Below are 12,319 nucleotides of genomic sequence, written 5' to 3' on the forward strand. Positions count from 1 at the left end.
TTGACTATAGTCAAGGAGATTCGCCCGACATTCGGGGAAGTTCTCAAGGACTTACTACCTCTTTTTCAGAAATATCATGAGCAATAGGCCGACTGCTGCGATGAATTGTCCGGCCCGAGCACCCATGGGTCAATGCGTCGTTCCGCCCGTGATCGGCCAATAACCGAGGGCGAGCGGCCCGGTCCCACGTCCCGCAGCCATCTGCGGGGCGCGATACTCTGCGGGCACTGCCGGCCGGCGCAGCGATCTAACGAGGCGTCGTCCTCGCGGTCCGCGTCGCCGCGAGCCGCGGCTTTCTAACGGTTCGACGGTCGCTTATCTTAGCGGCGCCGGCTTTCGTCCGAACTTGGGTACAAGGTGAATCGATCGGCATCCCCACGTCCCTTCGAGCTCGAGAAGAGCTATGAGCCGGCCGGCGATCAGCCGGAGGCGGTCCGTGAGCTCGTGGAAGGCATCGAGGCCGGTCTCGCACGGCAGACGCTGCTCGGTGTGACGGGCTCGGGAAAAACCTTCACGATGGCGAACGTGATCGCCGCCGTGCAGCGCCCCACGCTGATCCTCGCGCACAACAAGACTCTCGCCGCCCAGCTGTATGGCGAAATGCGCGAATTTTTCCCGCGCAATGCCGTCGAGTACTTCGTTTCGTACTACGACTACTATCAGCCGGAAGCGTACGTCCCCTCGAGCGACACCTACATCGAGAAGGACGCCTCGATCAACAATCACATCGAGCAGATGCGCCTGTCCGCGACGAAAGCGCTGCTCGAGCGGCGCGACGTGATCATCGTGGCCACCGTGTCCGCTATCTACGGGCTGGGCGATCCCGAGGCGTATCACGCGATGGTGCTGCACCTCGTGCGCGGCGCCTCGATCGACCAGCGCGACATGCTGCGGCGCCTTGCCGAGCTCCAATACACGCGCAACCCCCTCGATCTGGCACGCGGCACCTACCGCGTCCGCGGCGACGTGATCGACATCTTTCCGGCCGAGTCGGAGCAGGAGGCCGTGCGCGTCGAGCTCTTCGACGACGAGATCGAGGAGATCAGCTTGTTCGATCCGCTGACCGGCGCCGTGCTGCGCAAGACGCCTAGGGTCACGATCTACCCGAAGACGCATTACGTCACTCCGCGCGAAACGCTGCTGGATGCCGTCGAGCAGATTCGCGCCGACCTCGCGGTGCGGCTGAAGGAGCTGCGCGATGCCGGCAAGCTCGTCGAGGCGCAGCGGCTCGAGCAACGCACCCGCTTCGACATGGAGATGATCGTCGAGGTGGGCTACTGCAACGGCATCGAGAATTACTCGCGGTATCTCTCGGGGCGCAGGCCCGGCGAGCCGCCGCCGTGCCTTTTCGACTATCTGCCGCCGGACGCGCTGCTCTTTGTCGACGAGAGTCACGTCACGGTGCCGCAGCTCGGCGGAATGTACCGCGGCGACCGCTCGCGCAAGGAGACGCTCGTCGAGTACGGCTTCCGGCTGCCGTCGGCTCTCGACAACCGGCCGCTGCGCTTCGAGGAGTACGAGGCGCTCGCGCCTCAGACGATCTTCGTCTCGGCGACGCCGGGGAAATACGAGCTGGAGCTCTCCGACCAAGTGGTCGAGCAGGTCGTACGGCCGACGGGCCTCGTGGATCCGGAGGTCGAGGTCAGGCCCGCGGGCATTCAGGTCGACGACGTGCTGTCCGAGATCAATGCCCGGGTCGCCGCGAACGAGCGGGTGCTGATCACGACGCTGACGAAGCGCATGGCCGAGGATCTCACCGACTACCTTCAGGAGCACGGGGTGCGGGTGCGCTATCTTCATTCGGACATCGACACGGTCGAGCGCACGGAAATCATCCGCGACCTGCGCCTCGGCGAGTTCGACGTCCTCGTCGGGATCAACCTGCTGCGCGAAGGGCTCGACATGCCGGAGGTGTCGCTCGTTGCCGTATTCGACGCCGACAAGGAGGGCTTCCTGCGCTCGGAAGGCTCTCTCATTCAGACGATCGGCCGCGCGGCACGCAACGTGAACGGGAAGGCGATCCTCTACGCCGACCGCGTGACCGGCTCCATGCAGCGCGCGATCGACGAGACGAACCGCCGCCGCACGAAGCAGATTGCCTTCAACGAGGCACACGGGATCGAGCCGCAAACGATCCGCAAGCGCGTGCAGGACATCATGGAGGGCGCACGGCCGGCCGGGCGGGCGCGGGGGACGACCGCGCGCGCGGAGCCGGCGCGCGCGGCGTCGCGGATGACGCCCGAGCAGGTTCTCGCCCGAGTGCAGCAGCTCGAGAAGAAGATGTACCAGCACGCGCGCGATCTCGAGTTCGAGCAGGCGGCGAGGCTCCGCGACGAGATTCAGGCGCTCCGAAGGCAGGGGTTCGGGGTCGATACCGAGGCCGTCGGCTGACCGGCCGCGACGGTCATTGCAGTGCCGCCGAGACTTGAGTCCCGCCCCCTGAAGTGGGTATCGTTGCGCTTCCTTAGGCGCGTAGCTCAGTGGTAGAGCACCACCTTGACATGGTGGGGGTCGGTGGTTCGATCCCACTCGCGCCTACCACACTTCACCCGGCGGTGGGCCGTCCTCGTCCTCGGCCGAAGGGGCTAGACGGGGCCGACGGGCGCTTGCCCGGCCCGCCGCCGCCGAGTGATCCTCCGCGCGCCGCTCTACCGTCCCGCCCGCAATGCTACACTCGAAGGCACGCCGCGGGGCACGTCGCGGCCGGTAGTTAGCGGAGGAAATCAAGCATGGCGATCACGGGCCGATGGCCGCGGGCAATCTTCTACGACTCGAAGACCACGTTGTTCAATTGGGCGGGCAGCTGGCGCGGGGCCGCGGCCCGTATCGTGAAGAAATACGATGCGGCCGTCTCCGAGCAGGAGCTCGTGGAGACGTGGGTCAAAGGCTTCGAGGGCCTGCACCGCCGGGCCGCGTTCTACCGCTATGCGCAGGTCACGGACCTCGTGCGCGAGTCCCTGGTCAACGCCTATCGTTTGCTCGGCATCCCCGGCTCGGCCGACGACGTCGAGTATTTCCTCGAGCTCCAGGACAAAGTCGAGCTCTTCCCGGACACCGAGGAGGCCCTGACGAACCAGCAGAAGCTCGGCGTGAAGGTCTTCATTTACTCCGATGTCGAGACCAAGTACCTGCGGATGTACGTCGACAAGTTCCAGCACTTCCAGCCCGACTTCGTCGGCACCACGGAGGAGGCCGGGGTCGCGAAGCCGAATCCGCGGACCTATCGCTGGGTGCTCCACCGCACGGGGCTCGAGGCGCGCGACGTCCTGTACTGCGCGGCGCCGATATTCGACGTGCAGGGGGCGATGTCGGCCGGAATGATCGCCGCGTGGCTGCGCCGGCCCGAGGGCAGGCTGTCGGGCGAGACGCATTCGCCGGGGGATCTTCCGGCGGACTTCGAGGTCGAAAGCCTCCACGACGTCACCCGGATCGTCGAGCTCAACCGCGGCGCGGGCCCTTGAGGGGACGAACGGCGAGCACGGGCGGTATCCGCGATAGCGCCGGCTTGTGTCCCTTCAGGGACGCCCGTAAAATGCTCGACTGCCCTGAAATGCCGAGCAAAATCGGGCGGGGCGGTTCTAAATCGAGAGCGGCCGTAGGTAAGCGCACCGAGAGGCAACCCTCTCGCCGACGTGAGCCCGCGGCCGCAGTTGTTTTAGCGGGGCGTTCGACCGGAACGTAAGGAGGACAGAATCGTCCAAAGCAAGCGCGTCAGGCGCAATGAGGAAATCAGCGCGCCTAGGGTACGGGTAATCGGTGCCAACGGCGAGCAAGTCGGCATCATGACCATCCAGGAGGCACGGCAAGCCGCAGACAGCGTCAACTTGGACCTCGTAGAGGTTGCACCGAACGCCGACCCGCCGGTCTGCCGCATCATGGATTACGGCAAGTTCGTGTTCGAGCAGAACAAGAAGGCCCAATCCGCGCGGCGCAAGCAAAAGCAGACGCACATCAAAGAGGTCAAGTTCCGGCCGGGAACGGAGGAGGGCGACTATCAAGTCAAGCTCCGCAACCTGGTCCGGTTTCTGACGCACGGAGACAAGACCAAGGTCACGCTGCGGTTTCGCGGCCGCGAGATGGCGCACCAGGAGCTCGGCACGCAGTTGCTTCGCCGCGTGCAGAAGGACTTGGAGGAATACGGCACGGTCGAGCAGTTCCCGCAGCTCGAGGGCCGGCAGATGGTAATGGTCATCGCACCGCGCAAGCGGTAGCGAGCCGAAACGACGAGAAGTGCACGACGGCGCGCCGGGCGCCGCCGTCGGCCGCCTGCCCGATCTCGGCGATCGGCTCGGGCCAGAAGATCCGGAGGAGAAGGACATGCCGAAGCTGAAGAGCAATCGCGGCGCCGCGAAGCGCTTTCGCCCGAAGGGCAACGGCGGATTCAAGCGCGGCCAGTCGTATCTGAATCACATCCTCACGAAGAAGAGCCCGAAGCGGAAGCGCCAGCTTCGGGCCACGTTGCAGGTCGCCGAGGCCGACGTGCCGGCCGTGCGCAAGATGCTGCCGTACAGCTAGGAGCGCGACATGGCACGAGTCAAACGCGGCGTCATCGCCCGAGCCCGGCATCGCAAGGTGCTGGGCAAAGCCAAGGGGTATTACGGGGCGCGCAGCAAGGTCTACCGCGTCGCCAAGCAGGCGGTGATCAAGGCGGGGCAGTACGCCTACCGGGACCGCCGGCAGCGCAAGCGCCAATTCCGCGCGCTGTGGATCACGCGCATCAACGCGGCCGCGCGCGGGCACGGCCTCTCCTACAGTCGTCTGATCAACGGGCTGAAGCTCGCCGAGATCGAGGTCGACCGCAAGGTGCTCGCGGACATCGCGGTTTACGACGAGCAAGCATTTGCTGCGCTCGCCGCGGCCGCGAAAGAGGCGCTCGCAGCTCGCTGACCCAACGACGACGGGTGGCGGCGTGAGCGCTCTTGCCGAGCTTGTCCGCGAGGCCGAGTCGGCCGCGAGCGCGGCGCGGGACCTTCAGCAGCTCGACGCGGTCCGCGTCAAGTATCTCGGCAAGAAGGGGCTGCTGACCCATCGCTTGAAGGAGCTCGGGCGGCTGCCGCCCGAGGAGCGCCCCGCTGCCGGCAAGGACATCAACGCCGCAAAGCAGGCGCTCACGCGCGTGATCGAGGCGCGCCGGCGCGCGCTCGAGGCGGGGCGCATCGAGGCGGCGCTCGCCGCCGAGCGCGTGGACGTGACCCTGCCGGGCCGCGGCGAGCTGCCCGGCAATCTCCACCCCGTCACGCGGACGCTGCGGCGCATGACGCGCATTCTCGAGCGCGCCGGCTTCGAGGTCGCGACCGGCCCCGAGGTCGAGGACGAGTTCCACAACTTCACGGCGCTGAACATCCCGGAGGACCATCCGGCGCGTGCCATGCACGACACGTTCTACCTGGCCTCCGGGCTGCTGCTGCGCACCCATACGTCGCCGGTGCAAATTCGTGCGGCGCGCGCGCACGGCGTGCCGCTGCGCATCATCGCGCCCGGGCGGGTGTACCGGTGCGACTCCGACATGACGCACACGCCGATGTTCACCCAGGTCGAGGGGCTCGCGATCGACCGCGGCGTGAGCTTCGCGAACCTGAAGGCGCTGCTCTACGAGTTCGTCTCGAGCTTCTTCGAGCGCGAGGTCCGGCTGCGCTTCAGGCCGTCGTATTTCCCGTTCACCGAGCCCTCGGCCGAGGTGGACATCTGGTCGGAATCGGGCCGCTGGCTCGAGATCCTCGGCTGCGGGATGGTGCACCCCGTCGTGCTGCGCAACATGGGCGTCGATCCTCGCGAGTACAGCGGCTATGCGTTCGGCATGGGCGTCGAGCGGCTCACGATGCTGCGCTACGGCGTCGACGACCTGCGCCTGTTCTTCGAGAACGACTTGCGCTTTCTCGAGCAGTTCGCGTAAGGCCCGGCCGTGCGCGTCAATCTCGAATGGCTGAGCGAGTGGGTCGGCGTCGACGGCGACGCGGACCGCCTCGCCGAGGATCTCACGACGGCCGGGCTCGAGGTCGATGCCGTGCTGCCTGCCGCGCCGCCGCTCGAAGGCGTCGTCGTCGCGGAGGTCGTCGAGTGCGCCCCGCACCCGAATGCCGACAAGCTTTCCGTATGCATCGTCGACGACGGCGCCGGCCGGCACGAGGTCGTGTGCGGCGCACCGAACGTCAGGGCGGGGGTGAAGGCCGCGTTCGCCCGGGTCGGCACCCGGCTCCCGGGCGGCACGACGATCGCGGAAGCGGCGTTCCGCGGCGTCACGTCGCACGGCATGCTGTGCTCGGCCGCCGAGCTCGAGCTCGCGGATGATGTCGACGGCATCCTGTTTCTCGATTCCGCGGCGCCGGTCGGCACGCCGATCGCCGAGCACCTGAAGCTCCGCGACTCGATCCTCGACATCGACATCACGCCGAACCGCGGCGACTGCTTCAGCGTCGTCGGCATCGCGCGCGAAATCGCAGCGAAGCGCGGCGTGCCGCTTCGGGCCGTCGAGTTCCCCGCCGTCCCTCGAGCCGTGCCGGAAACCTTCCCGGTCGAGCTCCAGGCGGGCGCCGATTGCCCCCGGTTCGCCGGCCGCGTCATCCGCGGCGTGCCGACCGGGCTCGAGTCGCCGCTGTGGCTCCGCGAGCGGCTGCGCCGCGCCGGGCAGCGCGCGATCCACCCGATCGTCGACGTCACGAATTACGTAATGCTGGAGCTCGGCCAGCCGCTGCACGCCTACGACCTCTCGAAGCTGCGCGGGCGCATCGTCGTTCGCCGCGGGGAGGCGGGCGAGACGCTCGAGCTCCTCGACGGCCGCACGGTCGAGCTCGACGAGGAGGTGCTCGTGATCGCCGACGAGTCCGGCGCGATCGGCATGGCCGGGATCATGGGCGGCGCGAGCACCGCGGTCTCCGCGAAGACGACCGACGTCTTTCTCGAGTCCGCGTTCTTCGCGCCGAAGGCCGTCGCGGGTCGTGCACGACGCTTCGGGCTGCACACCGATGCCTCGATGCGGTTCGAGCGCGGCGTCGATCCGGAGGGCCAGGCGCGGGCAGTGGAGCGCGCCACCGCGCTGCTCCTCGACATCGCCGGCGGTCGGCCGGGGCCCACCGTCGTGTCCGCGCTCGAGGCGCATCTCCCGCGGCGGCCGGTCGTGCCGCTGCGCCGCGCGCGCGTCGCGTCGTTGCTCGGCGTCGACGTCGGGGGAGCCGAGGTCGAAGCGCTGCTCTCGCGTCTCGGCATCGAGCTCGAGCGCACGGGCGAAGGCGCGTGGGACGCCGTGCCGCCGTCCTTCCGGTTCGACATCTCGATCGAGGAAGACCTGATCGAGGAGATCGGCAGGCTGATCGGCTACGACAGGATCCCCGTGATCCCGGGAGCGGGGCCCGTGCACCTCGGCACGGCCACCGAGCAGCGAGTCGACGACGAGCGGCTCGCGGACGTGCTCGTCGCGCGCGGTTATCACGAGATCGTGAGCTACGGCTTCGTGGATGCGGAGCTCGATCGGGCCGTCTCGGGCGGCGCCCCGCAGCTCGCGCTCGCGAATCCGATCTCGGCCGACCTGAACGTGATGCGCACGTCGCTCTGGCCCGGGCTGCTCCTCGCGGCCCGGCAGAACCTCGCGCGCCAGCGGACCCGCCTGCGGCTCTTCGAGATCGGCCGGGAGTTCGCGCCGGCCCCCGACGGCGCCGCGGAAGCGCCTGTCGTCGCCGGGCTCGCGGTCGGGAGCCGGGCCCCCGAGCACTGGAACGTCGAGCCGGCCGAGGTCGACTTCTTTGATGTGAAGGCCGACGTCGAGGCGCTGCTGAAGCTGACGGGCGCGGCCGCGGCGTTCCGCTTCGAGCCGGCTCCGCACCCGGCGCTTCACCCCGGGCAAAGCGCTCGGGTGCTGCGCGACGGCCGCGAGGCCGGGTGGATCGGCGCGCTCCATCCCGAGCTCGAGCATCGGCTCGAGCTGCGCCGGCGCGTGTTGCTCTTCGCGCTCCGGCTCGACGTCGTCACGCCCGCGGAAGTGCCTGTTTTCCAGCCTTACTCGAGGCTGCCGGCCGTCCGGCGCGATCTCGCGCTCGTGGTCGACGAGGCCGTGTCCGCGGCCGCTTTGGTGGAGGAGGCGCGGCGCGCGGCGGGGGAATGGCTCCAAGAAGTCGTCATTTTTGACGTCTATACGGGCGAGGGTATAGAAGCTGGGCGAAAAAGCGTCGCCTTAGGCTTGATTTTACAAGGCGTTTCACGCACGCTTACCGACGCCGACGCGGACCGAGCGGTAGGCGCCGTGACGCAGCGGCTGGAGCGGGAGCTCGGCGCGAAAATAAGAATTTGAATCGCTGACACCGGGAAAGCATGGCACTAACGAAAGCGGACATGGCCGAGTCGTTGTTCAACGAGCTCGGCTTGAACAAGCGCGAGGCGCGCGAGCTCGTGGACCTTTTCTTCGAGGACCTGCGCTCGGCGCTCGCATCGGGCGAGCAGGTGAAGCTCTCGGGCTTCGGCAACTTCGATCTGCGCGACAAGAACCAGCGCCCCGGTCGAAACCCGAAAACGGGTGAGGAAATCCCGATAACCGCACGGCGTGTGGTAACTTTTAGGCCGGGTCAAAAACTCAAGGCGCGGGTGGAAGCCTATGCTGGAACCCGGGAATAACCACGACCTGCCGCCGATACCCGGAAAGCGTTATTTCACCATCGGCGAAGTCAGCGAGCTCTGCGGCGTGAAGCCGCACGTGCTGCGGTACTGGGAGCAGGAATTCCCGCAGCTGAAGCCCGTCAAGCGGCGCGGCAACCGCCGCTACTACCAGCGCCAGGACGTGTTGATCATTCGCCAGATCAGGAGCCTCCTGTACGAGGAGGGCTTCACGATCGGCGGCGCGCGCCAGCGGCTGACGGGTGACGAGGCGCGTTCGGACGTCACGCAGGCCCAGCAGATCATCCGGCAAATCCGCACCGAGCTCGAGGACGTGCTGAAGCTCCTGCGCCGCTGAGGCGCCGCCGCCCGCGTGCGGCGTTTTCCGTTACACTTGCCACCACGGTCGGGGCGTGGCGCAGCCTGGTAGCGCACTTGCATGGGGCGCAAGAGGTCGCTGGTTCAAATCCAGTCGCCCCGACCACCTCTTCAGATCCACAGCGGCTGGGCAGGCTCTCGTCGAGCGCATCTGCTATTGCCCGAAGCGCTGATTCTCGAGACACACGAACTCGATCAGCTCCTCGTCGACCATGATTTCCTGATTGACGCGCACGGTCCAAGGCTTCGTATACGCCTTGGGATCGTCGACCGTCACATCGATGTACATGCGGCCGAAGCTCGGCCGCCGGAACCGCTCGGTGATCGTCGCCGCATCGGTCAGCGGGCTCCCGACGATGTCGAGCCAGCCGCCGTCGCGAAAGTTCGTCGTCGTGACGACCAACGTATCGCCTTCCCAGTGGCCCGTGGAGTAACCGTAGTACCAGGGCTGAGGGTCGTTGTCGGGCGACGGGCGGCCGTCAGTGAAGATTTGCCGGTAGCCCATGCTGGCCTCGTAAAGAATGATCAGGATGTCGGGCAGTTGCGCGAACCTCCGCGGCGCCCCCTGCGTGTGAAACTGCATGTTGCCCATCGGAAGGCAGGCCGCCTCCGGGTTGTCGCGGCTGCCGTTCGCTTCGCGTTCGGCGCGGAGCTTCGCCGCCCAGGGTCGAAACGGAAGGCCGCCTTCGATGTTTGCGCCCACGTCGCGGAACGTTGCAAGCGGCGGTGCATCGCCCGTCCCCGTGGGGCCGCCGCCTCGCGGAACGCGCCACAGCCCGGAAAGATCCGGATGGCCGTCGGCCGTCCTAGGGAGGGGACCGTCGAGATCGACTGCGCCGTCGGGCGTTCGCGGCACGCCCGGCGTCGGGTAGTGCGGCCATTGGGCGTGCGCCGCCGAAGCGATCAAGACCGCGACGATCAGAACGGTCAGTCCTAGCGCCTTCATACGAACAGTCCCCCCGTTTGGCTCTTGTGCGCGAAGCTTGGACGGCTCCGCGAGCAAACCTATCATAGCCTCCGAGTGCCAGGCCGGTCGGGGAGCCGAAATGAGTCCGCGGTCCTTTCTCGTTCTGCTTTGTGGCGGCGTGCTGTGGGCCGCCGTTCCGGCGTCCGCCCACCATTCCTTTGCGGCTCAATACGACCGCGACCGACCGATCACGGTCACCGGCAAGGTCGCCAAGCTCGAGTGGACGAACCCGCATGCGCGTCTCTATGTCGACGCTGTCGACGAGAACGGCGAAACGCTGCATTGGGACTTCGAGCTCGGCCCGCCCAACAACTTGATGCGCCTCGGCTGGCGCTGCGATTCGCTCGTGCCCGGCATGCCGATCACGGTGGAAGGCTTCCTCTCGCGCACGGAGGAATTCGTGGCCAACGCGCGCACGGTCAAGCTTGCGGACGGCCGGGAAGTTTTCGCAGGCTCGGCGTTCGATACGACGACGCCGGAAGAGTGAGTCGGCTCGTCACGCCCTAGCGCGCGATCGAGCAGCATGACCGAGCACTTGTTCGTCTACGGCTCGCTGCGCCCTGGCTTCGGCGGAGAGATGTGCACGGTGCTCGCCCGCCATGCCGAGCATATCGGCGAGGCCGCGTTTCAGGGCCGACTCTATCTCGTCGATTGGTACCCGGGCGCCGTGCCGTCTGGCGACGAAGCGGACACCGTCCGCGGCGACGTGTTTCGACTCCGCGAGCCTCGCGCGCTGCTGCCCCTGCTCGATCGCTACGAGGGCTGCACGCCCGGGACCGCCGGCGAGTACGTGCGCCGGACGGCGCGAGTGTGCCTCTCGGGCGGCGGCGACATCGACGCGTGGATCTATCTCTACGACCGGCCGATCGACGGCCTCGAGCGCATCGTCTCGGGCGATTTCCTCGGGGCGCGGCGCGGGCGCATTTGAAACCTCGCGGCTCCCGCCGCCCGGAGCGAGTGGTTGAAGCCCCCCTCGCGTGGCATCATCGGCCAAAAGGAAACTGCCGCCTGCGGGCGCGGCGCGGTGTCGGGACCGGAGGACGGAGCCGCACGGATTGCAGGACGTCGCCTTGTTCATTGCGCACTACAAGCTCGAGACGAATCCTTTCGCGGCGCAGAGGGCGCGGCCGTTCTTCACGTCGGAATCGATGCGCTACGTGGAGCTCAAGCTCGAGCATTTGCTCGAGGGGCGGCTCCAATCCCTGTATCTGAGCGGTCAAGCGGGGGTCGGGAAGTCCACACTCGTCGGCCACCATCTCGACGGCCGACGCGACATTCACCTGTCGTGGGTGAAGCCGGACATGCAGGAGCCGCAGCAGCTGCTGCAGAAGCTTCTGGTCGACATCGGCCCCGGAGAAATAAAGGGCTCAATCAACGAATTAAGAAATGTTCTTGAAGTCTTCTTAAAGCATCAGGCTGCGCATGGCCGCAGGTCCGTGATCGTCGTGGACGCGCTCGAGCGCCTCGCGCTGCCCGTGATTCGCGAGCTCGAGTCGCTCGGCCGGCTACGGCTGCGCCGCCGCCCGGTCGTCCACTGCGTGCTCATTACGCGCAACGAGGATCTGATCGCGAGCCTGATGGCCCACGAGGAGAGCGGCACGCTCTGCCCGTCGGTGCATCAGCGCCTCGTCGGGTTCACGCCCGAGGAGACCGGCGCCTACATCAGGGCCTGCCTGCACGGCGCCGGGTGCTCGTGGGTCGAGGAGCTCGTGCCGGAGGAGGCGATCGTGGACATTCAAGGGTTCACCCGGGGCGTCGTCGGCGACATCAATGCGCTGTGCCGCGAGGCGCTCGAAACGGTCGCGGCCCAAAGCTCGGAGTTCCGCCAGCCCCGCGTCACTCGGGCCGTGCTGAAGGAGGCCGGCGCGCGCCTGCACCTGCGCTACGAGCCGACGCCCTGGGCGCGAAGGGAAGGCGAGGCCGAGCTGTCCCCGGAAGCGATCCAGGTCGCGGACCCGGCCGAGGGCGAAGCACCGGGTCAGGCGGCGCGTCTGATCGTCACGAGCGGCGCGAACCTGATCGCGGAGGTGCCGCTGCGGCGCCGGCGCATGGTCCTCGGCCGCGACGAAAGCTGCGACATCCGGCTCGACAGCAGCTACGTGAGCCGCTATCAGAATCTGTTCATGGAAACTCCCGACGGGTGGATGCTGTTCGACTTGAACAGCACGAACGGCTGCTTCGTGAACGGCCGCCGAGTGAGCGAGCATCGCCTGCGCGACGGCGACCTGATCGCGGTCGGCCAGCATCAGCTGCGTTTCGCGACGGCCGGCGCGCGACCGGCCGAGCCTCCGGAGACGCGCTCCCCGGCGGAGGATACGCTGGTCAGCCCGAAGCCGATCGTCGGCAAGACGGGGTAGACCTCGTCGCGCTACTGCACGGTCGCGCTCAGCGGCC

At 67.5% G+C, this 12,319-nt stretch carries 13 protein-coding genes and 2 tRNA genes; 14 read left to right on the forward strand and 1 reads right to left on the reverse strand.

What is annotated here, in order from left to right:
- The first annotated feature begins 357 nt into the window (after positions 1-357).
- From uvrB to VF329_04585, 11 genes are all read left to right on the forward strand, one after another.
- Complete coding sequence (gene uvrB / locus VF329_04535; GenBank protein ID HEX7080259.1) at positions 358-2,391, forward strand: excinuclease ABC subunit UvrB; 2,034 nt, start codon at positions 358-360, stop codon at positions 2,389-2,391.
- Positions 2,392-2,466: 75 nt separating this feature from the next.
- A tRNA-Val gene (locus VF329_04540) sits at positions 2,467-2,541 on the forward strand.
- 188 nt (positions 2,542-2,729) lie between these two features.
- On the forward strand, positions 2,730-3,461 hold the full coding sequence (locus VF329_04545; protein ID HEX7080260.1) for an HAD family hydrolase: 732 nt from the start codon (positions 2,730-2,732) through the stop codon (positions 3,459-3,461).
- 231 nt (positions 3,462-3,692) lie between these two features.
- The gene (gene infC / locus VF329_04550; GenBank protein ID HEX7080261.1) at positions 3,693-4,211 is read left to right on the forward strand and encodes a translation initiation factor IF-3; all 519 of its coding nucleotides are present in this window, start codon (positions 3,693-3,695) and stop codon (positions 4,209-4,211) included.
- Between the two features lie 106 nt (positions 4,212-4,317).
- Positions 4,318-4,515: a 50S ribosomal protein L35 gene (gene rpmI, locus VF329_04555; protein HEX7080262.1), complete on the forward strand. Its 198-nt coding sequence runs from the start codon at positions 4,318-4,320 to the stop codon at positions 4,513-4,515.
- 9 nt (positions 4,516-4,524) lie between these two features.
- On the forward strand, positions 4,525-4,887 hold the full coding sequence (rplT, locus tag VF329_04560; GenBank protein ID HEX7080263.1) for a 50S ribosomal protein L20: 363 nt from the start codon (positions 4,525-4,527) through the stop codon (positions 4,885-4,887).
- Between the two features lie 22 nt (positions 4,888-4,909).
- Positions 4,910-5,893, forward strand: coding sequence for a phenylalanine--tRNA ligase subunit alpha (gene pheS, locus VF329_04565; protein ID HEX7080264.1), 984 nt, complete (start codon positions 4,910-4,912; stop codon positions 5,891-5,893).
- Between the two features lie 9 nt (positions 5,894-5,902).
- Positions 5,903-8,281: a phenylalanine--tRNA ligase subunit beta gene (pheT, locus tag VF329_04570; protein ID HEX7080265.1), complete on the forward strand. Its 2,379-nt coding sequence runs from the start codon at positions 5,903-5,905 to the stop codon at positions 8,279-8,281.
- Between the two features lie 20 nt (positions 8,282-8,301).
- Complete coding sequence (gene ihfA / locus VF329_04575) at positions 8,302-8,601, forward strand: integration host factor subunit alpha (GenBank protein HEX7080266.1); 300 nt, start codon at positions 8,302-8,304, stop codon at positions 8,599-8,601.
- The gene (locus VF329_04580; protein ID HEX7080267.1) at positions 8,582-8,938 is read left to right on the forward strand and encodes a MerR family transcriptional regulator; all 357 of its coding nucleotides are present in this window, start codon (positions 8,582-8,584) and stop codon (positions 8,936-8,938) included. Before ihfA ends, VF329_04580 begins: the two co-directional genes overlap by 20 nt.
- A gap of 49 nt (positions 8,939-8,987) precedes the next feature.
- Positions 8,988-9,064: transfer RNA gene (locus VF329_04585), tRNA-Pro, on the forward strand.
- A 48-nt stretch (positions 9,065-9,112) separates the two neighbouring features.
- On the opposite strand, the gene VF329_04590 is transcribed toward VF329_04585, so the two are convergent.
- Positions 9,113-9,904 (reverse strand): hypothetical protein, encoded by a 792-nt coding sequence (locus tag VF329_04590; protein HEX7080268.1) that lies wholly within the window; start codon positions 9,902-9,904, stop codon positions 9,113-9,115.
- Positions 9,905-10,004: 100 nt separating this feature from the next.
- On the opposite strand from VF329_04590, the gene VF329_04595 reads away from it, so the two are divergent.
- From VF329_04595 to VF329_04605, 3 genes are all read left to right on the forward strand, one after another.
- Positions 10,005-10,412, forward strand: coding sequence for a DUF6152 family protein (locus VF329_04595; GenBank protein ID HEX7080269.1), 408 nt, complete (start codon positions 10,005-10,007; stop codon positions 10,410-10,412).
- 36 nt (positions 10,413-10,448) lie between these two features.
- Complete coding sequence (locus tag VF329_04600; GenBank protein ID HEX7080270.1) at positions 10,449-10,853, forward strand: gamma-glutamylcyclotransferase family protein; 405 nt, start codon at positions 10,449-10,451, stop codon at positions 10,851-10,853.
- A gap of 127 nt (positions 10,854-10,980) precedes the next feature.
- Entirely contained in the window at positions 10,981-12,282 is a 1,302-nt protein-coding gene (locus tag VF329_04605) for an FHA domain-containing protein (GenBank protein ID HEX7080271.1), read from the forward strand.
- Positions 12,283-12,319: the final 37 nt, after the last annotated feature.

It is taken from the genome of Gammaproteobacteria bacterium, assembly GCA_036381015.1.
GTDB lineage: Bacteria > Pseudomonadota > Gammaproteobacteria > Steroidobacterales > Rariloculaceae > ZC4RG20.

Bases quoted from the DNA above. Each gene is read 5' to 3' on its own strand.
- VF329_04545 (HEX7080260.1), top strand. From the start codon at position 2,730: ATGGCGATCACGGGCCGATGGCCGCGGGCAATCTTCTACGACTCGAAG.
- rpmI (HEX7080262.1), top strand. From the start codon at position 4,318: ATGCCGAAGCTGAAGAGCAATCGCGGCGCCGCGAAGCGCTTTCGCCCG.
- rplT (HEX7080263.1), top strand. From the start codon at position 4,525: ATGGCACGAGTCAAACGCGGCGTCATCGCCCGAGCCCGGCATCGCAAG.
- ihfA (HEX7080266.1), top strand. From the start codon at position 8,302: ATGGCACTAACGAAAGCGGACATGGCCGAGTCGTTGTTCAACGAGCTC.
- VF329_04580 (HEX7080267.1), top strand. From the start codon at position 8,582: ATGCTGGAACCCGGGAATAACCACGACCTGCCGCCGATACCCGGAAAG.
- VF329_04590 (HEX7080268.1), bottom strand. From the start codon at position 9,904: ATGAAGGCGCTAGGACTGACCGTTCTGATCGTCGCGGTCTTGATCGCT.
- VF329_04595 (HEX7080269.1), top strand. From the start codon at position 10,005: ATGAGTCCGCGGTCCTTTCTCGTTCTGCTTTGTGGCGGCGTGCTGTGG.
- VF329_04600 (HEX7080270.1), top strand. From the start codon at position 10,449: ATGACCGAGCACTTGTTCGTCTACGGCTCGCTGCGCCCTGGCTTCGGC.